Raw genomic sequence first — 22,628 nt, 5'->3', positions numbered from 1 at the left:
TTTTACGAGGAGCCGCCCCATGCTGATCGATCACCTTGACCATCTGGTCCTGACCACCGTGGACCCCGAGGCCTGCCAGGACTTTTACCTGCGGGTGCTGGGCATGACCCTGGAAACCTTCGGCAACGGCCGCATGGCGTTTCGTTTCGGCAACCAGAAGATCAACCTGCATGTGCGCGGGCAGGAGTTCGAGCCCAAGGCGCATCTGCCGGTGCCGGGCGCGCTGGACCTGTGCTTTATCAGTGCCCAGCCGCTGGAGGCAGTGGTCGCCCATCTGCAGCGGCACAACTGGCCGATCGTCGAAGGGCCGGTGCAGCGCACGGGCGCCACCGGGCCGATCCGTTCGATCTACGTGCGCGACCCCGACCTCAACCTGATCGAAATCTCGCAATACCTGTAGCGCGCAAACGCGTCGCCCCGTTGGCTCGGGGCCTTGCGCATTCCCATCCCTCTGGCGGCATTAGTCTTGAACGATCATTCACGGTTACCGGGCGTCCCCGGCATTGTTGTCCTGGGGCTGTTGCAGATCCTGGTCTGGGGCGGTTCGTTCTTCCTGATGGCGGTGATGGCCGGGCCGATCATCAAGGACACCGGCTGGGCCAGCCAGTGGGTGTATGGCGCGCTGTCCCTGAGCATCCTCGTCTCGGCGTTGCTGGCGCCCCTGACCAGCCGGCTGATCGCCCGGCATGGCGGGCGCGGGGTGCTGGCCAGCAGTGGCCTGGCGGTCGCCGCGGGTCTGGGTCTGATGGCCGCTTCGACAACACTGGCGATGTTCCTCCTGGCCTGGGTGGTGATCGGCCTGGGCATGGCGCTGGGTTTGTACGAAGCCTTGTTCGCCAGCCTGGGCGCGCTTTATGGCGAGCGTGCGGGCAGCGCGATCACCAGCATCACCTTGATTTCCGGGTTTGCCAGCACCCTGGCATGGCCACTGGTGGCGCTGCTGATCGAGCACATCGGTTGGCGCGCCACCTGCCAGGTGTATGCCGTGCTGCTGGCGCTGACCGTGGCACCGCTGTACCTGTGGGCATTGCCGCGCGGGCGCGGGTCCCTGGCGAAACAGCAAACCGCCGTTGCCGCCGTGGTCGCGATCGACCGGCGTATTTATGGGCTGTTGACCACGATCTTCGCCCTGGGCGCGGTGATCATGACGGCGATCTCCGTGCAACTGGTTTCCCTGCTGCAGGGCCTGGGGTACTCCCTGGCCGCGGCCATTGGTTTTGGTGCGTTGTTGGGGCCCAGCCAGGTAGGCTCGCGGGTGCTGCAAGTATTCGCGCGCAAGCGGCACCCGGTGTGGACTGCCTTGATCTCCGTCACCCTGGTGGCCATGGGGCTGCTGCTGGTGGCGCTGGCGCCTGGCGCGACGGCGCTCGGCCTGGTGCTTTACGGCGCCGGCAATGGCCTGCGCGCCATCGTCCGCGGCCTGTTGCCGCTGGCCCTGATGTCACCGGCGGACTATGTCCTGCTGATGGGGCGCATGTCACGGCCATCGCTGATCGGCCAGGCCCTGACGCCGCTGGCCGGCGGCTTCCTGTTGCAAGCGCTGGGGGCGGGCGGGGTGCTGGCAACACTCTGCTCGCTGGCGCTGCTGAATGTGTTGTTGGTGGGGTGGTTGATCAGGCTGGTATCACGCGCTCCGCAAAGACCGTCATGACAGTCCTGTTAGTCTGTCGATGCCCGCCACAGGATAAAAGAAGCAGGGAAGGGGGCTTGCGCCAGACACGACGGATGCCGGCGCCGGGCATTGAATTATTTTATTCCTGTTCTTGACATGCCCGGCGAACAAGTCCAGAATTGCGTCCATTCCTGATTCAGGAATGCGAAAAACCCCTTAGAATTCAAAGGGTTGGAAGCTAGATCAAGTTCAGGTTTCCAGCTTCGAGTTGTATGCCTTTGATGCGGTTGCAAAGCATCGAAAGTTTGGCCGAGTAGCAAAATGGTTATGCAGCGGATTGCAAATCCGCCTACGCCGGTTCGATTCCGACCTCGGCCTCCAAACTGAAAAGCCCGTAGATCAATGATCTACGGGCTTTTTTATTGGCTGGAGGAAAGTGAAGTTGGGCACTGTGGAGCTTTGTCCTCCCAGAAATCCCTTGGATGAGTTCAGCGGGACTCTTTTGTGACCTGCTAGCGCCATCAAAATGCGTCCTCTCTTATCCGCCTCCCTGTAACGAGCCTGTTGCGCCAACGAGCCTGCTGCCTCCGGCGCCAGCCGTGGTTCATGGGGCTACATACGCCAGGCGTGTCCGCCTTGAGTGCTCTACGAACTATCGGAATCACTGACGACGGCGATCAAGGACTGATTGTTTTGATTACGTATCAGGCGTTATTGCAAAGCTTCCAGAAATAATCAGTGAAGTGATTATTTCTGGATGTATTGAAGTATAAAGGCTCAACTAAATATAAGTGACTCTGGTGCTCGCCAGCCGGATGAGTGGTTAACTTTTTTCTCCATGCGAAAGTGGCCAGCATCTTGTACGATACTGGCCATTTTTTACATGCACTACCGAGGGATGTTACGCATTAGCCACGTTCTTCTGCCCGGCCGCAATGAGTGGGTTAAGAGTTCGACCGTGATCTTTGACGAGATTGTCTTCGATAACGATGGCGCTGTTGCAGGAAACGTAGTATTCAGTTGTGCGGGACTTGTCTTGTACGGCCATCAAGTAGCCCCTTGGGTCGCTACGTTTCCAGGTATCGCTTGCGCCTTGATCTAATGACCAGAAATCGTCATTGCCGTCTTTCTGCCATGTGCTAATGGCTACTTTAACTACTGCGCTTGCACCGTTTGTGACTGTGATGCTCATGTTCATATTCCTTTTTGATTGTACATTCCATGAGTTGGCTCCCTATTTAAAATCAAATTGCAGACTTGCCACTGCTACGAAAAACGGTAGTTAGGTTAACTCATTGAGATGTTGCGGAGTATTGATGGCAAGGCGATTGATATCAGCGTCAAGGACGGTGCCAGTTTCTTGCGCCAATATGTTTTATCGCCTCCTTTCGATCATGGGTAGGAATACAGTCAAGCCTGTAAACAGGTAAAAGCAAGGTACCTTCACCTTTATAAAATGGCGGTTCCGACGAGTGGTAGAGTTAGTGCCTTAGTCGCTTATTTTTTATTGTTTTATCGCGTTTACTTATGTGGGTTCTACATCGAGACTTTCAACCTGGCGTAAAGATGTTCCATCGGTGTGAAGGCCTGGCTATCGAACCCGACAGACGACATGCGCTTGCGGCGGTCGTTCGTTGCGCTTGGGTACATCTTCCAGCTGGGTTTTACAGCGCTAAGGTCATGCGGCTGAGTCTGGGTTAGCGGGGCGAATTTATTGAAGATCTGTCGCTGCATCACAGCCAGTCGAAGGAATGAGCATGACGAATCGAATCGGTGGAAGCTGAGAGGCACGGTTGTTTCGGTCTGCCAGCATGCCCAGGACAGGAGCAGGGCGGTGAGAGAGGATGAATTCGGCTTGGTAATGGAGCACTAAACGCAGCTCAGGAAATAGAAGGCTTTGTCTGTCGAGCTGTAAGTTTTCCTACGCTGGTTCGAGTCCAGTCTCGGTCCAAAACCAGAAAAAATCCCGTAGATCAGTGACCTACGGGATTTTTATTGGCCGGAAGAAAGCAGGCGTTATAACGAGTGGGAAAGGGCTACCGATAATCCAGAAACACGGTCATTGCTCCGTTTACCGTTCCGGGTGTAGCCGTCGCATCAGTCCTGATGTAGGACGCTTGCATCGGAATGGCAAACGAACCCCCCGCCGCCTTGTTGTATCCATCGACCGTTATCGAGGTGCCCATGGTTGCCGGAGCGCCTTGGGCGTTTTCAACCCGGATCTTTATGCCGCTCGCGGTCGAACCGCCAGTAAGCGGCAATACCCCTGGCGAGTTCGCAATCTCGCCGCCAACCGGGTCAAGGGTATAGCCAATCCGGTTATAACCCCTGGGGCAGTTATTGATATTAAGCTGGAAGCTCTGGGTGCCGGCTGTCGAGCCGATGCGGTCCAGGCGGTTCAGCAAGGTTTTGGGTAGCTTTACCGTTTGGCCCGGCACCGAGCAGGTGCCGTCGATCGGGGTGATAGTGCCCTTCAGGTGAATGTTCAAATACGAGTATTTCATTTCGAGCCTGTAGTAGTACGGAAAGGCCTGGCTGTCAGACAGGGAACCGCCTAGATTTGTTCGACCCTCGCTAAGTAACTGTACTTCGATTGGCTGGGTGAACTCGACCCATGGCGCTGAAGTTCCGTAGCCTCTTCCATTGATCAACAAACGAGTCGATATGCCCGAGACTTTCGTGGTGATTACTGTTGCATTTGAGGTTGATACGCCGCCACCTGGGTAGGCGTAAATTTTTTCGACTGAGCACTTCGATGCGCCACATGCCTGCTGCGGAGTGATGTAATGTCGAGCCAGTATGATGCCGCTGGCGGTGTTCTTCGGGATCGATAGCTCCTGCTCAAATGCGTCCACAGACGCAGCCCTCGCGGACGGCGACACGGCGAGGGCCATGAGTGCAATGACGCAAAGTTGCGGTGCGCCGAACAGGGCGCGGATCATTCTTTTTGCTGTGGTCTTCATTGCCTGTTTCTCTCTGATCGACCTTGAACAGGGTTCGTGGGTGAATCGTTCTTGCGCACCCTGGCTCCATGCGTTCGGAAACGAATCTCTTTGTTTGGGCGAAGATTGTTGACGACCTGTGTATTTCACTAAGTATTCAGCCGATAACAAAACGCCGGGTTCAGCGACAAACAAAGAGTTCTGACCTTTAACCTGGCTCAACTGGATAGGTCGCCTGAGTGCTGTACCGCTACGCCATCGTCGTTGATGCTTTCGAACTCGATCTTTGTTGCTCCGCCTGGCGCCAGGGAAGATGCCCCCTCGATCGTGAATGATTGGCTTGAATAGGGGGGCAGCATTGTCGCCGGAACCGAATAACTGTTCGAACCGCTCTTGATGTTCACCGCGCCGAAAGAAATGTGAAACGCGGAGTCATTCCTGATTTCCAGGCCGGGCTTGCCCTCCTTGAGCGCCATGCGCCATTGCAGCCTGGAGGGGGCCTGATCAACGTCGCCGGGCAAGCCGGCGGGCCGGTAAAACAACTTGATGCGCTGGCGCACGGCAATCTGCAGGATGTTTTCATCCTTCGACTTCTGGGGGATTTCCTGCACGCTCAACCAGAACACCGACTCCCTGTCCGCGGGTAGCCCCATGCCTTGGTAGAGAATGCGCAATTGCTGCCGGGCGTTCCCGTTCAGGCGTTTCAGGGGAGGGGTGAGGGCAAAGGGGACGTCCTGATCGGTGCTTGTGCCGAAGGGCTCGATCCAGGACTGGATCATGATGGGCGTCGATTCATCGTTCAGCACCAGCATGGAAGCTTCCTTCTTCGGTCCGGCCAGTACCACTCGAGTTTCATTCAATGAGATACCGGCATGGGAGGGCAGGGCAAACAACGACAGAAGCCCGGCAAACGCCACACTCATGGCAAGGGACTTTTTCATGGAGTTTCTCGAAAACGTTGAAAAAGACATCGGTGCGCTTCTTTCTTATGGCGTGTTCATTAGTCAATGCGGGTGATTGTGGGACTTTCAGCGCATGCCTTTATAAATGCCTGGGGATCCTAGTGGCACTGGACCTTCCCAGGTATCAGTCGATTCTTAAAACGCTGGTGACCCCTGGGGCCCTGGGATAGAAACTGTGCCCTGTTCGCCGAGTTGGACAAGCAGCAAGCCAGCCTCGCCTCGAACGCTTGCGTCGATGCGCTAGCCCGTCCGATCACCGCTCAACCGAGGTATTCGCACGGGTGCTTCTGCCGGCTACGCCCAGGTTTCCTCAAGCTGTTCAGGTTTCTTCAGAATTGTCTTCGAGACATGCGCGACTGCTCTGATTAGAGTGGTCCCGCTTGCCCGGCCAGGTGTGTTTACGATGGATTGCTGAACGGCCAACAGCTGGTCAGGGTGGGCACCTATTCAGGCTGAAGCAGCCGCAGGCCTGTCTCTTCGACTCTGCTGGCCCATAGCTTTAGCCATCCCACGATCCCCAAGTCAGTTGGGTTCCACCGTATGTCGTACACGACGAACCCATTGAGACATTGCACCCTCTACCGAATACACATTCCTGGAGAGCCGGCCATGTACGATGACGCGAAAGTGCAGGCGTTTTCCGCCTTCCATGACTTGCTGACGAACCCTGAAGTCCGGATGGATGCGCAGGAGCAGTACGATGAATTGCTGCGGCTTGTCGACAACTTCAAGGCCAAGGGGATTATCGACGGGGAAGAGCGCAAGACTCTGATAGAGGTGGCGACGGTCGCTTATGCGCGCGCGGTGGAAGGCGTTGGGAGCGGCACCTAGGCGATCCGACGGCTTCGTCTATTCAGCTACAAGTCTTTTTAAATCAGTTGGTTACGATGTTTTCAGTGTGCTAACCTGCCGGCCTGTTTTTATCAGTGGCATGCAGCCTTCTTCTGCGCCGGTTCGGTTCCGGCCGTAGCCCCCACCGATAGAAACAGCTCTGTAGATCTATGATTTACGGAGCTTTTTGTTTATGGGCGGGCTCGATATTCAGTCTTGAATTTGACGCCAACGAACTTGCTTCAAAGGGAGGGGATGTATATATTTCACCCCCTTGCCGAAAGGCGCTGAAACGGCTCAAGCCTTTCAGACCGCAACACCGCGCTACCGCCCGAATGGCGAAACTGGTAGACGCATGGGACTTAAAATCCCCCGCTCGTAAGGGCGTGCCGGTTCGATTCCGGCTTCGGGCACCATCTATTTCAAGGGTTTGCTGGCGAAAGCTGATGCAAACCCTTGTTCGTTTCCGGTCCGCACATTCAAATCCGGCCTGCGATTTACGCGGTTGGAGAGGCTTTCTTGCCTTTCTGCTGGCGGATGTATTTCTCTGTCATTGCCATTGGGCAAAAGTCACTGGCGTATTGCAGAGACGTCTACGCAGCTCTGCAGATGGATGTAATAAGGACATTAGGTGTTTCGGAAAGTGATTCTGTTGGTGTTGGTCAATTGCCTGAGCGGCTGCGCCGCGGTGGCGATGCGGATGGACTATGACCACCCTTGCCCCTACAAGGGCGTGCGCCTGGACTGGTGGTTGGTAGGCACCTCCCATGGAAAGCTGATTCCCTTTTTACTGATCGATGCGCCGTTTTCCTTGGTGGTCGATACGGTGTTTTTTCCATTCGAGTATCAGTACAGCTGCTATGACTAATCTGTTTCTGGCTTTCGTCTGCAAAGCGGGAGCCCTGCGCAATTTGTCGATGGCCTGGGGTGATGCGTATTCGCCATTAGCACACCAGCCCTAATCGTCTGCTGCCGAGGCCGGGCATATAGTGCGGATGACCATCCTCGTCGGGGTGGCTCTCACAAGAAAGTGCCGATACGAAAAAGGAGATTCACCATGTCATTCAAGAAAATCGTCTACTCCTGCGCAGTGGTTTTGACCCTCACCGCCTCGAACGCCCATGCATTCGCCAGAGACTGTAATGACTCGCTGTGGAAGTTCAGCGGCATCGAAGCACTGACCTGCATCTTCTCGGGCCAATGGTGATTCACCGTTTCCCGGGTTGAAGCTGTCCCAACGACAAGGCTGACCGTGAATGGCCGCTCAATCCGGTCAGCTTTGTTGTTTTTCCATTCCTGCGCATTCATCGCGCGGTTCTCAATCCTGCATCCGGCCATTGGTCAATATTTGCCGGTTGCGCAGGGGACGGTTCTGCTGGCTGGCAAAACGCAGCAGTCTGCATGACTGGTAATGAGTACGCGGTGAACTGGGTGACACCACAGTTCTACTTTCACCTCGTCACGGCCTACAACATCCTGCGACATAACGGCGTGCCACTCGGTAAAGCCGACTATGTGCAGCACATTGCTCGCCTACTTGCGGCAGTAAGCGACTGTCTGATTTTCCAGGCGGACTAAAAGAAAAGTGCTGAACCGGGCGTCAAGGCTCGGTTTTATCGCGTTTGTCAGGAGGGTTTTTTCTGTTGAAGCGCGCCGAGATGTCTTGGTAGGTCTCGTTATCGGTTGCAGCGAGCAGTGTCTGGCCATCCTTCAAGGTGGCCAGAAATGTCACTTCGGTATTGTGACCCGCCAGAAGATAGCCGGCGACGGCTCCGACCGGCCCAAGAAACATGGCACCCACCACTCCAAGGCCTATGGCGCTCTTTATGTTCTTGTTCGAATCGGTATTTTCGACGGTGAGTTCCTTGAACTCGGAGACGAGAAAGCTTTTCCCCATTAGCGGTTTATTGGGGGTCTTGAGCGTGATGGTTCCGCGCAGATACTCCGCATCACCCTGGGGGAAGTCACCGGCCAGCACTATGATCTTTGCCATCTGGAAAGGCCCCAAGGCGATCATTTTTAGGGGGCCATTGCGCGCCTTAAGGGGTAGAGCGTCAACGCTGCGACGACGACTGGCGGCACCATTGGTCTATGGCAGGGTGAAAACACCGCCAGACCTGGGCATGGACAGTCATGCGCGGCAGCTTAAGGCTGCGCTTGAGCGGCGTGGCTTTCCAGGCCCGGATGCGCCAGGTATCGATAAAAAGAAGATATTGAGTACCGATATGCTCAAGCGCTGGCCGGATGAGTTGGGACGGGCGTGGAACAGGGGATACACTTGCCGCCAAGCCCCTGGTGGGCTGGACGGATGAACCAAGGAAGAGCCTCAGTGATAACTATTCAAAACGCGGCACCCAGACTTTCTTATGCAGAACTTGCCAAGATGGTTGAGCAAAAGAGGGCGGTAGAGCAGGTCAATCTGCTTGAAGCCAAATTGAATCCAGACTTCCTGGCCAAACTTGAGGCTGCGACAGAAAACGCGGATATGAAGCAGGAAGTTCAGCCGATTTTCCCTATCGAAGTTTGACCGACCTGGTGCCGGGTGATACTCGGCCAGATCCGACAATATTGCTCAGTTTCAAGACAAGGACGAAGGATGCGAATTTTTACCGGTGAGTGGGCTCGATGGCTGATGGCGGCTGGTATCACCGCCTTGGCAATGGCGACTAACGCGCAGGCGCAAACGACGCCTCAGGCAGCCCGGGAGATAAAGGGCTTGCTGGACTTTGTCGAGCACAGCCAGTGCCAGTTCGTGCGTAATGGCACCGAGTATCCAGCCCCCCAGGCACGGCAGCACCTGGAGAAAAAACTGAATTACCTCGAAGGCAAGAACATGGTGAGCAGCGCGGAGGACTTTATCGACCTCGCGGCCACTAAAAGCAGCATGAGTGGCAAGGCCTATGAGGTGCACTGCGCTACTGGATCGCAACCGGCTAGCGCCTGGTTGAAGGCTGAGCTGCAGAGGCTGCGTCAGCCTCACTGAGTCGTTCTTGCGTTAAAACAAGCCCAGCTCATTACTGGGCTTTTTGTTTCTGAAAAACAGGAAAGCGCAGCTCATCGATATGGAAACAAGCGACCGACTGGTCCAGCGTTCAGCCGGTCGCGGCAGGGGGTGAGGTCAGCTACTCTGGAATGAATCACTCAGGAGATGACCGGAATATCCTCGATAAACTTGATTCGCTCACCGTTATAGAAGATCTCGATAGCGGTATAGAGCGGTGAGTTGGGAGGCATTACCCGGGTGAACCTGACTTGTGCGCAGCTGAGTTGCTGAATCCACTGTCCCGGCCTTTGCACCAGGTGCAGATCCAGCAAGAGTATGGTCGGGTTGATACCTTGTGGCGTTCGCATCGTCAGATAGGCTTCGACCCCTGGGTTGGCAACTTCAACGTCTCCAACGACATGAAGCTCGTCCGGTTTGGGTGGCATGGCGTTCAACCAGGCATGCCAGTTCGTGCATTTCGTAGTCATTTTTTCGTTCCTTGAGAAATGAAGCCCGAAGCTTGGGGTACTGCGGTTTCGTATGGCGCTTCGTGTGCCATCGAATCGAATACCGGCTGCCCGATCCTCTCTATCCATATCCAAGAGCGGTGCTGAAGGGGTCGGATGAATACGACCGGAAGTCCATGCTTAAAGGTGTAGATGAGGAACGGGGCAGGGCCCCGTGGTCTGGACGAGTGGTACCCACTGGTGGCGCCTGAGCCAGAGCTGACCGGTCCTGTAGAAGCAAGAAAGCAGAAGCCCGGACATGGCCGGGCCTCGTTGGATGGGTGCCTGTTCAGCGCGAAGAATAGGGCTTGCCTTCACGCCCTGCGTTTTCTACCGACAACCTGCGTCTACGCCTTTGAACCCAGCTCCAGAGTGCGTGCACAGGATGAATGAACATCGCCAGCACGCACAGCAGCAGGACAATGAAGATGGACATCAGACCGAGACCTTCATGGGAAAACATCGTGGGTTACTCCTGTAGTTCACTTTGTCGGTCCCGCAAGGGTAGGCACTCAGACGCTTCGCTTCATGAAGGTTACTTAAAGATAGTTTCATCTGTGCCCGAGCCATGAGGGCAGAAGAGGGCGCCGCCGGGCGAAGGCAGGTACGAAAAAGCCCGGCGCTGGGCCGGGCTTTTCATGCGGGGCGATGCTGACCAACCGAGGGTGTTGAAACCGATTCAGCTGGAGAGCATGAGGCTGGGTCTATCGATCATTCTTGCTCGAGGAGACGCTGGCGTTGCCCAGGCCTTTCGAGTTGTGGTCCCCGGGCGTGGTGTCCGAGATCGCAGTGGCTTTTGACAGTCCGCGGGTATCTTTGGAATGAGCCACGCCGGAAGTAGTCGAGCCATGGCCGTTGCTGTCATTACGAATGCTGCCGTAATGGTTGCCATTTTCTCCAAGATTGCGAACCGATTTGCCGGCTGGGTCGCTTTTCAGGCCGCCGTTATGGCCCTTGCTGCTGACCCCTCCCGAGTGACCACCTGCCTGGCCACCATGACCACCACTGTTACCACCGCCATGCCCCCCGCCGTTGCCACCACCATTTCCGCCACCATGGCCACCACCGTCCTTGGCATAAGCAGACGTCATGGGGAGCAGAGGAGCTGCTGCCAGCATCAGTACACAGGTCACGGCAGTCACGAGATTTTTTTTCTTTAAAAGCATGATCGCTTCCATAGATAAGGAGAGGTTTGCATGAACTAAGACGCAATCGGCTGTCTATAGTTCGGGTGTCATGACGAATGGCACCACGGCTGGATTCATGCAGAGGATTGCAGAGATGACGACTCGTTCGGTTGTAGCTGTTTTAGCAAGCGCCGCGTTTTTATTCGGCTCGACTGCCTTGTATGCGGACCCAGGGAACGGCAAGGGCAACCCCCATGGCAATCAGGGCGGACATGGCAATAAAGGCAACAAATCCCAGGACTACAAGCAGGGCGGGAGGTATGACGGCCCTCAAGTCGATGTCGGCGGTGTTCGCGTGATCATTGGCGACAGTCGTGACTACTGGTCACCCGGGCCGGCCCTGCCGCCGGGCATCCAGAAAAACCTGGCCCGAGGCAAGCCACTGCCGCCGGGCATCGCGAAAAAACTCGATGGCCGGATGCTCGGCCGCCTACCGCACTATGACGGCTATGAGTGGCAACAGGCCGGCACTGATTTGATCCTGGTCGCCATCGCGACAGGCATCATCTACGAAGTCCTGCACGACGCCCTGGACTGATTCCAGGCCGGCCCACCAGCAAGCCCGGTGCAAGACCGGGCTTTTTGCCTGACATGCGGCGTCCGGCACTCCCCCAACATCCTGATGCTGGTTCGATTCCAGTGCCCCCTGTTTTTCGTTGGCTCAAGTACGGATAACCGCCTTGGCGGAGATTTTGCCGAGCCACCTCTTCAGCAACACTCCAGCGCGATCTGATAATTGAGTGGAGCGTTTCGGAAGTGTCCTAGGGACGCCGATTTGGCGCCGTTCTAAGGTTTCAGCGTTCGCCGTGTGCGCTTTTTTGACTGGCATCGACTATCGAGCCGGCTGCGTTTCGCCCATTGAAAAAGTGCATGGCGACAGGCAGGGAGAGCGGCCTGGGTGGCTGCTCCGGACTGAACCGATCGCATGTTTGCATTCAATTAAAGGAATAAATAATGCCCACTCAAAATGTTGGTAAGTTCTTTGATTTTCGCGCCAGGGTTACCGCACCCGCGTGGACGATCGATCCTGATAATGGCCTGGGGGCGAGTGGTATTCCCGGCGCCTCACGTCGGCGCTCCAGCGGCATGGAACGGGTGGTCGAACTGGGTACATCGAGCCTTGATGTGCTTCAGGCGGGTGGCAGCCTTCCGCAGTTTTTCAGCGTCGAGCTGAACGAAGACAGGCTCAAGGGGGCGAGCAAGGTCCAGGTCTACTTTGATGGCATCACCAGCGATGGTGTGATCTTGATGAATGACTATGAAGAGGCTGGCTCCGCGCGCAATGTGGGCGTTCAACTGCTGGACAGCGAGGGAAAAGTCGTGCTTCTGGGCCATGAAGGGCGTGCCGAATACCCGGTGGCACCGGGTTTCAGGCTGTCCTTCGCGGCAAGGTTGGTCAGCGCCAACGGGCCAGTGGAAGCCGGTGAGTTTTCCTCGTTTTCGGAGTGCGTGATCCTGTATGCCTGATGGCGGGCAAGCGGTTCACGCAGGCGTAGTCATGTGAAAAGAAGGGCGGTGGCGCTTTTTTGCTGGCGCCAACAAGGTGACGAATCGGCCATTGCCAGAAAAAACATGTGGTTATTTAAGGGCTTAGAAAATATTTAGGGTAAAAATAACCTCAAAATATATTGTTACATGTTCTTCGGGACGTTAAGATAGCCCCGCGTTCACCTACCACGGTTTATGCATTTTTAGCCCCAAGTGTCCATCAGCTACTTGGGCTTTTTTTTGCCTGGAGTTTGCCTTCGGCGGGCCTTCCCGCCACTCGAAGCCACTTTGGCTCCTTCCTCAAGGGGCTCCTGCAAGGCAAAAAAAAGCCCGCGGGGAGCGGGCCAATAGTTGAATGAGCAGGGTGGAATCTACCCGCCTGGCGCTCGGCTCACAGTGAAAGAAATTTCATCTGGTCATGCCGCCCACCCGCTATCGCCGCCAATTCTGGCCAGCGCAGCTCAATAGCCGCCACCCATGCCTCCCGTGCCGCTGCCTGGAGCCCTGGCTTTCTGCTGGGCGTGGCTCCATTCGGCGCAGGTGAGGAAGCTTTTGTGATCGACTTTGCCATTGCCGTCGAAGCTGACATTGAACGGCTGTTTATGGTCGGCCTGGGTCAACACATAGTCGAAGCAGGTGCCGAGTTCCACGGTGCGAGGGGTGACGGCCACAGGTTCGCCGCCGATCTGCCGGACTTGTTCCTGGGTCATGCCGGTCTCGACCTTCGCCACCAGCGGCTGATTGCGGTAGACATGAGCGTCGCTGGTGCAACCGGCGACGGCTGACAGCAGAGCGGTCATGACGATAAGTGTTTTGTTCATGGCAGGGCTCCCGATGGTAAGTGTCATGAAGAGACGCCTGGTGCATCAGTTGAAGTAAAGCCGAACGACGAGGGCAGCGGGTCGTATTCGCAAAGGACGGGACGCGGGGAGGGCGGATAGACAAAAAGCCCGCATGGGCGGGCTTTTTGCAGAGGGGGAGCTGATCCGTCAGCTGCAGCCAGTGTGCGCTTGCGCTATGGCCCTAGCAACGACAGGGCGACGAAACGCAGGCCTGGGTACGGGCTGATAACGCGGCTGATGATTCGGCTCTGGCAGACCTGCCAAAACGCCATAAGCACGGCAGAAAACGCTGTTTGATCGATTACCATTCGTCAGCTGTTTTGCACCCTGCATGAGAATGGCCCTCTCATTGAAAGACATTCCATCGTGGTCGGGAGGTATCCATGAGTACGAACAGGTCAACGGGCCCGCGTTCATCCGAGCACGCTTCCGGCAAGGACGAATTGGGCTTCGACCCTGACTCTCCGGATCTGGCCGATCCGCAGGTGGACCCCATAGGTCCGGCGAAAGCGCCCAGGGACAACAGGCCGGAGAAAGAACCCAAGTCCCGGGCGTATGACCCTCTGGGAAACCTGAAGCCCAAGTGAAATACCGGCAGCGCGTTCCCGCCCGGTGGCGATGGATGGAACCCCCCACCCGCGCGGACCGGGTGTAAGGTGTTCGCGACAACCTCGGCCGATCTCTACCGAAAGGGAGGCGATTATGAGCGTTCCAATGCTGAACAAGATGTACATGAACGGCTATGACGTGGTCAGCGTCAACAGCGGCCCCTGGCGGGTCTGCACCAAGGGCGACCGTCTTGGTTCCTTTGGCACCCGGGAGGAGGCCCTGGCCTACGCGGCAGCCTTGCCGGCCTACAAGGCGAAGGCCAAGAAGGCTGCGCGAGGGGCCAATACCCGATAACCCCATCCACGACCCTGCCCGGCAGCCTGGCTTGTTTTCTGGCTGTCGGGTTTTCTTTTGCCCTCAGGCCGGCGACTGGGCCTGGGCGGATTTCCAGCCCTTGAGCTCCTCGGCGATGAAGTGTTGCACCAGGTCGCTGTAGAGCTTTTCGATGGCGTCGGCGCTCAGGCCCTCGGCCTGGGCCCATTCCCGACGTTGCAGGAGCATGGCGCGAAAGCGCTCGGGCGCGCGCACGGCGGTTTCCGAGGTCTTGAATTTCGACGCGGCCAAGACGTACCGGAAACGTTCGCCCAGCAGCTTGATGACCGCCTGGTCGAGGCGATCGATCTCGCGACGGATATCCTCCATGCCTGCGCATTGTTCGGGGGCTCGCGACTGAATGACATCCATGTGAATACTCCAGGTGGGAAAGGATCTGCGGTTATCCGCTGGCGGATTTAATCACGGACAGGCTCGCCCTTGGCATCGCCTTGCAGGCTGCTGCGGCAACCGCGTCCGGCATGCTCCACATCGCCACCCGCGGAGGGTCTGTTACCATCGCGTTTTTTTGCGACCCCGCCCGGGTTCAGGGCAGGGTCGCGCCGGTCAAAGGAGAATGCCGTGATTATCACTACCACCCACGCGATCGCGGGGCGAGAGATCGCCGAGTACCTGGATATCGTGAGCGCCGAGTCCGTGCAGGGGATCAACGTCGTGCGGGATGTCTTCGCCGGGATGCGCGATTTTTTCGGTGGGCGTTCCCAGACCCTGGAGCGGGCGCTGAAAGAAGCCCGGGTGCAGGCGACCGACGAGATCAAGGAGCGCGCCCGCGATCTGCGCGCGGATGCGGTGCTCGGCCTGGACTACGAGATCAGCATGCCCAGCGGCCGTGGCGGCATGGTGGTGGTGTTTGTCACCGGCACCGCTGTCAGGCTCAAGTAAGCGACGGCTACCCGCATCGCGCAGCCCCGCCCGTGTGCGGGGCTTTTTTATGCCTGGCATGCTCTGCCAGAGCGCCGCCCGGCCCTTGGCGATCGTCCATAAAAAAGACCCACCGGGGGAGCGGTGGGCCAGTCGGGAGTCTTCAATAAGCGTGAGCCACTTTAGCGAAGCCTTGGCGGGTTCACAGTGAAAGAAATTTCATCATTGCCGGCGAGTGGCCGCAGCCCCCGGTTGTCCACGGTTTCAGGCGCGGCAGCTGGCGGCATTGAGCCGGCGGCACTCGCGCACGGCGTCCTCTTCCAGGTCGTAGCCATCGCCGATGAAGCCGTCGGTGCGGGTGTCGGCGATGCGGTACCAGTGGGCGGCGATCGGCGCGCCGTGGGCGGCTTCCCCGGCGCGTCGCCCCTGGATGATGATCTTGTTGCAGCGCTTTACGACAAAAATGTCTTCCATGGCGCTTCCCTGGTTGATAGCTGCTCAGAGCAACTATAGAAGCAACTTTGAAATTCGTGCAAAAGCCTGTTCATTGGTTTTCCTCGTCCAGTCTCCAGCCGGCTGCCGTCCATTGCAGCCGGTGGCTGGGCGCCATGGCGGCGAGGAACTCGCGGTCGTGGGACACCACCAGCATCGCGCCGGGGAAATCGCGCAGGGCGCTTTCGAAGGCTTCCACCGATTCCAGGTCCAGGTGGTTGGTCGGCTCATCCAGGAGCAACAGCTTGGCCGGTGTGTCGCGCCACAGGGCAATCGCCAGCGCGGCTTTGAGCCGTTCGCCGCCGCTGAGCCGGCCACAGGGCTGGGTCACGCGCTGGGCGTCGAGTTGCAGCCAGGCCAGGCGGCTGCGCAGCAGGCCTTCCTGCAGTGGCCGGTCGAGGGCTCCCAGGTGTTCGAGGATCGAACGCTCGGGATCGAGCAGCGACAGGCGCTGGTCAAGGCAAGCGCTGGCCAGCCGCACTTCGCATTGGCCGCTCAAGGGCTGGATCTCGCCGGCCAGCATCTTCAGCAGGGTGGATTTTCCGCAGCCGTTGGGCCCGCTGACTGCGATGCGCATGGGCCCGGTGACGGTCAGGTCGAGGTAGCTGGCAGCGGCCTCGGGCGGCAGCCAGGGCAATTGCGCTCGGGTCAGGCAGAACACCTGTTGCCCCTGGGGCACCGCGGTGCCGGGCAGCGTCACCAGGGTTGGCGCCTGCGGCACCAGCCGCGCATAGGCGTCGCGGACCTGCTGATCGAGGTTGTTCTTGTGGCCCTGCTGGCGGTTGCGCACATGGCCCATGATGTCCCGGGCGGCGCCTTTTATCTTCATCCGTTCAAAGCTGGCGATGTTGGCAGTGTCGGCATAACGTCGGGCGCCGGCGGCGTGGCGCTGGATAGTGTCGTGCTCGCGCTGCAGGCGCTTTTGTTCGCGACTGCGTTCGGTTCGGGCGTGTTCCAGGGCGGCCCGCGCGGCGCCGTGCTCGGCTTCGCGCTGGGCGCGGAACGCCGCGTAGTTGCCGCCGCAGATTCGCGCGCCCTGGGGCGTGAGTTCGACGATGCGCTGCATCTGCGCCAGCAGCTGGCGGTCATGGCTGATCAGCAGCAGTCCGCCGCGCCACTGCCGAAGCTGCGCCAGCAGCCACTGGCGACCGGGCTCGTCGAGGTGGTTGCTCGGTTCGTCGAGTATCAGCAGCTGGGCATCGCTGAGCAGGGCGCCGATCACCGCGATACGCGCCCGTTGCCCACCGCTGAGGCTGGCGGCCGGATCGTCGGGGCCGACCCTGTCGAGACCGGCCTCGTCCAGCAGGCGGCGCAGGCGTTCGCCAAGGTCCCAGCGCTCGTCTACTTGCGCCAGGTCGGCCATCGAGGCCTGGCCCGCGGCGAGGCGCCCGAGGGCGGCCAGGGCCTCAGCGATACCGGCGACCTGGGCGACGCTCTGGCCCTCCTGCGCCAGATGCTCCTGGGCGACATAGGCCACGCGGGCGAAGCGCGTGACGCTGCCCGAGGACGGTGAAAGTTCGCCGGCGATCAGGCGCGCGAGCACGCTCTTGCCGGTGCCATTGCGCCCGACTATGCCGGTGGGCAAGGCATCGAATGTCAGGTCGAGCGAATCGAACAGGGTTTCGCCATGGGCGAACTGGAAGGTCAGCTGGTTCAGGGAAACCAGCGCAGGCAGCCGTGTGACGTGAGTCATCAGCACCTCCGGAAAATGTCGAAAAAGGCCAACAAGCGCTGCAAGGCGGCTTGTCGCGAATACATTTCTGGAAGGCTTAGTTGTTCACGTCGGCAATCGTCCGGTGACGGGGAAGGGCGGCTAGCCTAACGCGCGGGTGGGCCGGATGACAACCCGCGGCGCGGCTATCGCGAGCCAGCTCGCTCCTACAGATCCAATGCTCGCCCTTGTAGGAGCGAGCTTGCTCGCGAGAAACGGTTGCGCCCGGCTCAGGCGAGCACGGCCACCGCCTTGATCTGCGCCCAGAGTTGCTGGCCCGGATGCAGTTCCAGCTGGTCGCGGGAGTAGCGGGTGATCCGTGCCAGCAGCGGGTTGCCGGCGACATCCAGGCGCACCAGGACATGCGCGGTGTTGTCGGCGGGGATTTCGCCGCTGACCGTCACCGGCAGGCGGTTGAGGATGCTGCTGTGCTCGCCCGCTTGCAGGCTGAGGCTGACGTCCCGCGCCTGGACCTTGAAGCGCAAGTGCTTGCCGATGGCCATCGGCGCATGGGCGACCCGCACCCGCAGCTGGCTGCCGGGCAGTTGCAGGGCGAGCAACTGGTAACCGCTGTCGTAGTGGCTGACCTGGCCTTCGATCACCACCCCGGCGTCGTCACCCAGGGCCAGGGGCAGGTCGAGACGGGCCAGGGTTTCGCCGATCGGCCCGCTGGCCAGGGCGCGGCCGTTTTCCAGCAGGACGATATGGTCGGCCAGGCGCGCCACTTCATCCTGCGAGTGGCTGACGTACAGCACCGGGATTTCCAGCTCGTCATGCAGGCGTTCGAGGTACGGCAGGATCTCGCCTTTGCGTTTGCTGTCGAGGGCCGCCAAGGGTTCGTCCATCAGCAGCAGCCGCGGGCTGGTGAGCAGCGCGCGGGCAATGCCGACACGCTGGCGTTCGCCGCCGGACAGGTTGTGCGGGTGGCGCCGCAGCAGATGGCCGATGCCCAGCAACTCGGTGGCCTGGGCCATGTCCACACGACGCTGCGCGCGCGGAATGCGTTTGAGACCGAACTCCAGGTTGGCCTGTACCGACAGGTGGGCGAACAGGCTGGCTTCCTGGAACACATAACCCAGGGAGCGTTTGTGCGGCGCCACGAACAGTTGGCGCTGGCTGTCCTGCCAGACTTCGTCGTTGATCCGCACCAGGCCCTGTTCGGCCTGTTCCAGGCCGGCGATGCAGCGCAGGCAGGTGGTCTTGCCGGAGCCGGAGTGCCCGTACAACGCGGTGACGCCACGGCCCGGCAACTCCAGGTCGAGGTCGAGGCTGAAATCTTTATAGGTGCGCTTGAGGCGCACATGGATCGATGCACTCACGATTCAACTCCAGCCAGCGCGGGTTTTGCGGCTGGAGTACAGCGCCAGCAACACCAGGAACGAGAACACCAGCATGGCACCGGCCAGCCAGTGGGCCTGGGCGTATTCCAGGGCTTCGACATGGTCGTAGATCTGCACCGAGACCACCCGGGTTTTCTCGGGAATATTGCCGCCGATCATCAGCACCACGCCGAACTCGCCGACGGTGTGGGCGAACCCGAGAATGGCCGCGGTAATGAACCCCGGCCTGGCCAGTGGCAGGATTACGCTGAAGAAGGTGTCCCAGGGATTGGCGCGCAAGGTCGCCGCCACTTCCAGCGGACGGCTGCCGATCGCGGTAAAGGCGTTCTGCAGCGGCTGCACGACAAAGGGCATGGAATAGATCACCGAGCCGATCACCAGGCCGCTGAAACTGAAGGTCAGGGTGCCCAGGCCGAGGGCCTGGGTGAGCTGGCCGATGGAGCCGTTGGGGCCGAGGGCGAGCAGCAGGTAAAAGCCGATCACCGTCGGCGGCAGGACCAGGGGCAGGGCGACGATGGCGCCGATCGGCCCCCGCAGCCACGAGCGCGTGCGCGACAGCCATAACGCAATCGGCGTACCGACGATCAGCAGGATCAGGGTCGTCAGCGACGCCAGTTGCAGGGTCAGCCAGATGGCGGAAAAGTCGGCACTCGATAGCGGCATTTAGCGTTGGTAACCGTAGGACTGGATGATGGCAGCGGCTTTCGGTCCCTTGAGGTAGTCAACCAGGGCCTTGGCCGCCGGGTTGTCCTTGCCCTTGTCGAGGATCACCGCGTCTTGTTTGATCGGGTCGTGCATCTCGGCCGGGACTATCCAGGCCGAGCCGCTGCTGACTTTGCCGTCTTTGTAGATCTGCGACAAGGCGACAAAGCCCAGTTCGGCGTTGCCGGTGGAGACGAACTGATAGGCCTGGGTGATGTTCTGGCCTTCGACGAGCTTGCCCTTGACCTGCTCGCTCAAGCCCAGCCTGGCCAATACCTGGGTGGCGGCCAGGCCGTAAGGCGCGGCTTTCGGGTTGGCGATGGACAGGTGCTGGTACTGGTTGGCCTTGAGCACCTGGCCCTGGCTGTCGACGTAGCCAGCCTTGGCCGACCACAGCGCCAGGGTGCCGATGGCGTAGGTGAAGCGCGAGCCTTTGACGGTGGCGCCTTCGCTGTCGAGTTTTTCCGGGGTGCTGTCGTCGGCGGCGAGGAACACTTCGAACGGCGCGCCGTTCTTGATCTGGGTATAGAACTGCCCGGTAGCGCCATAGGCGGCCACCAGCTTGTGCCCGGTGTCTTTCTCGAAGTCGGCGGCGATGGCCTGGATTGGCGCGGTGAAGTTGGCGGCGACCGCCACCTGCACTTCAGCGGCCTGGGCCGGGCCCAAAGCGCAGGCGGCGAGCAAGGCGGCAAGGCAGGTCGGGGCAAAACCTGAGAGACGACGGTTCATGAACAGCTCCATTGGCGAAGGGACGTTGGGCGGTTGGCGGTATTGGAAATGGACGGCACCGGGGGGGGGGGGTGAAACGCTGTATACGGAAATATATAGCGAATCGCCAGCGAACGGAACTGCAAAGGTCGCGCGGCCTTGAGGGCAAATGGAGGTTTTGCGCAAAACGCCGCGACCGCAGTCGCGGCGTGCCGGGTTTAGCGGCCGGTCAGCTTGGCCAGGGCCTGGGCGGCCAGGGTGCGGGTCAGTTCCGCGGTCGGCAGTTCGACCCCGAGGCGCAAGGCCTGGCCGGACCAGAGGCTGGCGAAGTCGGCGTCGTCCTTGGCGCGCAGCGGCATCAGCGCGCCACCGGCGAGGGGGAAGGCCGGCGCCAGGGGGCTGATCGGGCCGATGTCGCGCATCACCCGGTTGAGAATGCCCCGCGCCGGGCGCCCGGTGAACAGGTTGGTCAGGGCGGTTTCGCTCTCCTTGGCGGTACGCAGGGCCTTGTGGTGGGCGGCACTGACCTTGGCTTCCGGAGTGAACAGGTAGGCGGTGCCCAGTTGTACCGCCGAGGCGCCGAGGGCGAAGGCGGCGACTATGCCACGGGCGTCGCCGATCCCGCCGGCGGCAATCACCGGCACCCGCACCGCATCGACGATCTGCGGCACCAGGGCCATGGTGCCGACCTGAGTGTTGAGGTCTTCGCTGAGGAAGATCGCCCGATGGCCGCCGGCCTCGTAGCCCATGGCGATGATCGCATCGCAGCCGTGCTGTTCCAGCCAGATCGCTTCGTCGACGGTGCTGGCCGACGACAGGATCTTCGCCCCGGTGGCCTTGACCCGCACGAGCAGGGCCGGGTCCGGCAGGCCGAAGTGGAAGCTGACGATTTGCGGGCGCAGTTCTTCCACCAGTTCGCAACTGACGGTGTCGAAGGGCGCGCGGCTGCTGACCGGGGTCGGCGCATCGAAATCGACGCCGAGCTCGCGGTAGTAGGGTTCCAGGGTATTTTTCCAGCGGGTTTCCCGTTCCGGGTCGGGTATCGGGTTCTGATGGCAGAAGAAATTCAGGTTCAGCGGCGCGCGGGTCGCCTGGCGGATGCTCTGGACATCCTGGCGGATCTGCTCGGCCGTCAGCATGGCGCAGGGCAGGGAACCGAGGCCACCCGCCTGGGCGGCGGCGATCACCATGGCGGTAGTGGTCGCGCCGGCCATCGGCGCCTGGATGATCGGCAGCTCGATGCCCAGCAGGTCGAGAATACGGGTGTCAGGCCATTGGCTCATGTGAATGATGCTCCGACGTCAAGAGATAAGGACGGCAACCCGGGGTTTGTATCAGGAGACAGGCAATCAAGGCCAGTCGACTTTGGCTGGGGTGGCACGATCACTTGCAGGAGCGGGGCGTGGGCGGCCTACGACGAAAAGAGCGTGGATTTTTCCCGTCCGGGCTGGGAAGGTGGCGACTTTGTAACCTGAAACTCAAGTTCACGGCCCGGCCATGGGTCTATCGGGAGGCAGTGATGTTCAAGGGTATTTTGATCGAGAAAGACGACGCCGGTTATCGCGCGGCGCTGCGCGAGATTGACGAAGAGCAGTTGCCCGAGGGCAATGTGACGGTGCGGGTGGCCTACAGCACCCTGAACTTCAAGGATGGCCTGGCCATCACCGGCAGCAGCCCGGTGGTGCGCAAGTTTCCCATGGTGCCGGGGATCGATCTGGCAGGCATTGTCGAGTCCAGCAGCCACCCGGACTATCAGCCCGGCGACTCGGTGCTGCTCAACGGTTGGGGTGTGGGCGAAGGACATTGGGGCGGCCTGGCGCAGAAGGCACGGCTGGACGGCGACTGGCTGATTCCCTTGCCCCAGGCGTTCAGCGCGGCCGAGGCCATGGCCATCGGCACGGCGGGGTATACGGCGATGCTCAGTATCCTGGCGCTGGAGCGCCATGGCCTGACCCCGGGCCAGGGCGAGGTGCTGGTCACCGGGGCCAATGGCGGGGTCGGCAGCTTTGCCATAGCCCTGTTGGCCCGGCTGGGTTATCGGGTGGTGGCGTCCACCGGGCGCACTGCCGAGCAGGACTACCTCAAGCGCCTGGGCGCCAGCGAGGTCATCGACCGCGCCAGCCTGTCCGCGCCGGGCAAGCCGTTGGCCAAGGAGCGTTGGGCGGCGGTGATCGACTCGGTGGGTAGCCATACCCTGGCCAATGCCTGCGCCAGCACCAAGGCCAACGGCATCGTGGCCGCCTGCGGGCTGGCCCAGGGCATGGACTTCCCGGCGTCGGTGGCGCCCTTCATCCTGCGGGGCGTGACCCTGGCCGGGATCAACAGCGTGACCCAACCCAAGGCCCGGCGGATCGAGGCCTGGCAGCGCCTGACCCGCGATCTGGACCCGGCCCTGCTGCCGTTGATCAGCCATGAGATCGGCCTCAGCGAAGCCATCGCCGCCGCGCCGCGTCTGTTGGCCGGCGAGTTGCGCGGGCGCGTGGTGGTGGATGTGAATCGCTGATACCGTGCCCGCCGGT

The 22,628-nt window shown here is 60.0% G+C and carries 28 protein-coding genes, 2 tRNA genes and 1 pseudogene; 16 read left to right on the top strand and 15 right to left on the bottom strand.

The genetic code is table 11. The annotated features are described in order from the left end of the window. The first annotated feature begins 22 nt into the window (after window positions 1–22). The 3 genes from C4K27_RS17900 to C4K27_RS17890 all read left to right on the top strand — a co-directional run bounded on the left by C4K27_RS17900 (window position 23) and on the right by C4K27_RS17890 (window position 1,993). Entirely contained in the window at window positions 23–400 is a 378-nt protein-coding gene (locus C4K27_RS17900) for a VOC family protein (RefSeq protein ID WP_125738140.1), read from the top strand. A gap of 117 nt (window positions 401–517) precedes the next feature. Further along, complete coding sequence (locus C4K27_RS17895) at window positions 518–1,651, top strand: MFS transporter (protein ID WP_053261606.1); 1,134 nt, start codon at window positions 518–520, stop codon at window positions 1,649–1,651. 268 nt (window positions 1,652–1,919) lie between these two features. Then, window positions 1,920–1,993: transfer RNA gene (locus C4K27_RS17890), tRNA-Cys, on the top strand. Between the two features lie 520 nt (window positions 1,994–2,513). Here C4K27_RS17890 and C4K27_RS17885 read toward each other — a convergent pair. The 3 genes from C4K27_RS17885 to C4K27_RS17875 all read right to left on the bottom strand — a co-directional run bounded on the left by C4K27_RS17885 (window position 2,514) and on the right by C4K27_RS17875 (window position 5,495). Next, the gene (locus C4K27_RS17885) at window positions 2,514–2,804 is read right to left on the bottom strand and encodes a hypothetical protein (protein ID WP_053261519.1); all 291 of its coding nucleotides are present in this window, start codon (window positions 2,802–2,804) and stop codon (window positions 2,514–2,516) included. An 844-nt stretch (window positions 2,805–3,648) separates the two neighbouring features. Continuing rightward, window positions 3,649–4,776, bottom strand: a complete 1,128-nt coding sequence (locus C4K27_RS17880) for a fimbrial protein (RefSeq protein WP_238437357.1) — start codon at window positions 4,774–4,776, stop codon at window positions 3,649–3,651. Next, the gene (locus tag C4K27_RS17875) at window positions 4,773–5,495 is read right to left on the bottom strand and encodes a fimbrial biogenesis chaperone (protein ID WP_053261605.1); all 723 of its coding nucleotides are present in this window, start codon (window positions 5,493–5,495) and stop codon (window positions 4,773–4,775) included. Before C4K27_RS17875 ends, C4K27_RS17880 begins: the two co-directional genes overlap by 4 nt. A 630-nt stretch (window positions 5,496–6,125) precedes the next feature. Between C4K27_RS17875 and C4K27_RS17870 the strand changes: the two genes are divergently transcribed. The 5 genes and pseudogenes from C4K27_RS17870 to C4K27_RS17855 all read left to right on the top strand — a co-directional run. Next, on the top strand, window positions 6,126–6,347 hold the full coding sequence (locus C4K27_RS17870) for a hypothetical protein (protein ID WP_009044248.1): 222 nt from the start codon (window positions 6,126–6,128) through the stop codon (window positions 6,345–6,347). Window positions 6,348–6,676: 329 nt separating this feature from the next. Beyond that, window positions 6,677–6,763 (top strand) — tRNA-Leu (locus tag C4K27_RS17865). 215 nt (window positions 6,764–6,978) lie between these two features. Continuing rightward, window positions 6,979–7,215: a YceK/YidQ family lipoprotein gene (locus tag C4K27_RS17860; protein ID WP_053261516.1), complete on the top strand. Its 237-nt coding sequence runs from the start codon at window positions 6,979–6,981 to the stop codon at window positions 7,213–7,215. A 189-nt stretch (window positions 7,216–7,404) separates the two neighbouring features. Continuing rightward, on the top strand, window positions 7,405–7,554 hold the full coding sequence (locus tag C4K27_RS31255; RefSeq protein WP_164523767.1) for a hypothetical protein: 150 nt from the start codon (window positions 7,405–7,407) through the stop codon (window positions 7,552–7,554). 194 nt (window positions 7,555–7,748) lie between these two features. Then, window positions 7,749–7,896: pseudogene (locus C4K27_RS17855) on the top strand (DUF1993 family protein); the annotation flags it as partial. Between the two features lie 51 nt (window positions 7,897–7,947). Here the strand turns inward: C4K27_RS17855 and C4K27_RS17850 are convergent. Continuing rightward, complete coding sequence (locus C4K27_RS17850) at window positions 7,948–8,340, bottom strand: hypothetical protein (RefSeq protein ID WP_053261604.1); 393 nt, start codon at window positions 8,338–8,340, stop codon at window positions 7,948–7,950. Between the two features lie 336 nt (window positions 8,341–8,676). Here C4K27_RS17850 and C4K27_RS31380 point away from each other — a divergent pair, with 336 nt between their 5' ends. Together C4K27_RS31380 and C4K27_RS17840 are read left to right on the top strand one after the other, a co-directional pair. Then, window positions 8,677–8,874: a hypothetical protein gene (locus C4K27_RS31380; protein ID WP_174705598.1), complete on the top strand. Its 198-nt coding sequence runs from the start codon at window positions 8,677–8,679 to the stop codon at window positions 8,872–8,874. 69 nt (window positions 8,875–8,943) lie between these two features. After that, window positions 8,944–9,330: a YfeK family protein gene (locus tag C4K27_RS17840; protein ID WP_053261515.1), complete on the top strand. Its 387-nt coding sequence runs from the start codon at window positions 8,944–8,946 to the stop codon at window positions 9,328–9,330. A 158-nt stretch (window positions 9,331–9,488) separates the two neighbouring features. Here C4K27_RS17840 and C4K27_RS17835 read toward each other — a convergent pair whose 3' ends face one another. The 3 genes from C4K27_RS17835 to C4K27_RS17830 form a co-directional block, all read right to left on the bottom strand. Continuing rightward, window positions 9,489–9,818, bottom strand: coding sequence for a hypothetical protein (locus tag C4K27_RS17835; protein WP_053261514.1), 330 nt, complete (start codon window positions 9,816–9,818; stop codon window positions 9,489–9,491). 307 nt (window positions 9,819–10,125) lie between these two features. Continuing rightward, entirely contained in the window at window positions 10,126–10,299 is a 174-nt protein-coding gene (locus C4K27_RS31250) for a hypothetical protein (protein WP_009044242.1), read from the bottom strand. 241 nt (window positions 10,300–10,540) lie between these two features. After that, window positions 10,541–11,002, bottom strand: a complete 462-nt coding sequence (locus C4K27_RS17830; RefSeq protein ID WP_007921699.1) for a hypothetical protein — start codon at window positions 11,000–11,002, stop codon at window positions 10,541–10,543. Between the two features lie 115 nt (window positions 11,003–11,117). Here C4K27_RS17830 and C4K27_RS17825 point away from each other — a divergent pair, with 115 nt between their 5' ends. After that, on the top strand, window positions 11,118–11,561 hold the full coding sequence (locus C4K27_RS17825) for an anti-virulence regulator CigR family protein (RefSeq protein WP_007921700.1): 444 nt from the start codon (window positions 11,118–11,120) through the stop codon (window positions 11,559–11,561). 416 nt (window positions 11,562–11,977) lie between these two features. Further along, window positions 11,978–12,490 carry a fimbrial protein gene (locus C4K27_RS17820; protein ID WP_053261512.1) on the top strand — a complete coding sequence of 171 codons (513 nt, stop codon included), beginning with the start codon at window positions 11,978–11,980 and terminating at the stop codon, window positions 12,488–12,490. A 482-nt stretch (window positions 12,491–12,972) separates the two neighbouring features. Here C4K27_RS17820 and osmE read toward each other — a convergent pair whose 3' ends face one another. Continuing rightward, the gene (gene osmE / locus C4K27_RS17815) at window positions 12,973–13,332 is read right to left on the bottom strand and encodes an osmotically-inducible lipoprotein OsmE (RefSeq protein ID WP_053261511.1); all 360 of its coding nucleotides are present in this window, start codon (window positions 13,330–13,332) and stop codon (window positions 12,973–12,975) included. Between the two features lie 404 nt (window positions 13,333–13,736). On the opposite strand from osmE, the gene C4K27_RS31490 reads away from it, so the two are divergent. Both C4K27_RS31490 and C4K27_RS17805 read left to right on the top strand, forming a co-directional pair. Then, a complete protein-coding gene (locus tag C4K27_RS31490) occupies window positions 13,737–13,940 on the top strand; it encodes a DUF6021 family protein (protein WP_081002295.1) in 204 nt (67 codons plus the stop codon). A gap of 115 nt (window positions 13,941–14,055) precedes the next feature. Beyond that, entirely contained in the window at window positions 14,056–14,256 is a 201-nt protein-coding gene (locus tag C4K27_RS17805) for a hypothetical protein (protein ID WP_053261510.1), read from the top strand. Window positions 14,257–14,319: 63 nt separating this feature from the next. On the opposite strand, the gene C4K27_RS17800 is transcribed toward C4K27_RS17805, so the two are convergent. Beyond that, a complete protein-coding gene (locus C4K27_RS17800; protein ID WP_007921706.1) occupies window positions 14,320–14,646 on the bottom strand; it encodes an isochorismate lyase in 327 nt (108 codons plus the stop codon). Window positions 14,647–14,856: 210 nt separating this feature from the next. Between C4K27_RS17800 and C4K27_RS17795 the strand changes: the two genes are divergently transcribed. Then, the gene (locus C4K27_RS17795) at window positions 14,857–15,177 is read left to right on the top strand and encodes a YbjQ family protein (protein ID WP_007921708.1); all 321 of its coding nucleotides are present in this window, start codon (window positions 14,857–14,859) and stop codon (window positions 15,175–15,177) included. Window positions 15,178–15,420: 243 nt separating this feature from the next. Here the strand turns inward: C4K27_RS17795 and C4K27_RS17790 are convergent, their stop codons facing one another. From C4K27_RS17790 to C4K27_RS17765, 6 genes are all read right to left on the bottom strand, one after another. Next, window positions 15,421–15,630, bottom strand: coding sequence for a hypothetical protein (locus C4K27_RS17790; protein ID WP_053261509.1), 210 nt, complete (start codon window positions 15,628–15,630; stop codon window positions 15,421–15,423). Between the two features lie 70 nt (window positions 15,631–15,700). Continuing rightward, window positions 15,701–17,341 (bottom strand): ABC-F family ATP-binding cassette domain-containing protein, encoded by a 1,641-nt coding sequence (locus tag C4K27_RS17785; protein ID WP_053261508.1) that lies wholly within the window; start codon window positions 17,339–17,341, stop codon window positions 15,701–15,703. Window positions 17,342–17,589: 248 nt separating this feature from the next. Continuing rightward, the gene (gene modC / locus C4K27_RS17780) at window positions 17,590–18,678 is read right to left on the bottom strand and encodes a molybdenum ABC transporter ATP-binding protein (protein ID WP_053261507.1); all 1,089 of its coding nucleotides are present in this window, start codon (window positions 18,676–18,678) and stop codon (window positions 17,590–17,592) included. Window positions 18,679–18,681: 3 nt separating this feature from the next. Beyond that, window positions 18,682–19,362, bottom strand: a complete 681-nt coding sequence (gene modB, locus C4K27_RS17775) for a molybdate ABC transporter permease subunit (protein ID WP_053261506.1) — start codon at window positions 19,360–19,362, stop codon at window positions 18,682–18,684. Beyond that, window positions 19,363–20,130, bottom strand: a complete 768-nt coding sequence (gene modA, locus C4K27_RS17770; protein WP_007921726.1) for a molybdate ABC transporter substrate-binding protein — start codon at window positions 20,128–20,130, stop codon at window positions 19,363–19,365. A gap of 197 nt (window positions 20,131–20,327) precedes the next feature. Further along, entirely contained in the window at window positions 20,328–21,392 is a 1,065-nt protein-coding gene (locus C4K27_RS17765) for an NAD(P)H-dependent flavin oxidoreductase (protein WP_053261505.1), read from the bottom strand. A gap of 236 nt (window positions 21,393–21,628) precedes the next feature. Between C4K27_RS17765 and acuI the strand changes: the two genes are divergently transcribed. Continuing rightward, window positions 21,629–22,612, top strand: coding sequence for an acrylyl-CoA reductase (NADPH) (gene acuI / locus C4K27_RS17760; RefSeq protein ID WP_053261504.1), 984 nt, complete (start codon window positions 21,629–21,631; stop codon window positions 22,610–22,612). Window positions 22,613–22,628: the final 16 nt, after the last annotated feature.

The sequence above is a fragment of the Pseudomonas chlororaphis subsp. chlororaphis genome (assembly GCF_003945765.1).
Lineage (GTDB): Bacteria > Pseudomonadota > Gammaproteobacteria > Pseudomonadales > Pseudomonadaceae > Aquipseudomonas > Aquipseudomonas chlororaphis.
This window is presented reverse-complemented; position numbering and strand designations above follow the sequence as displayed.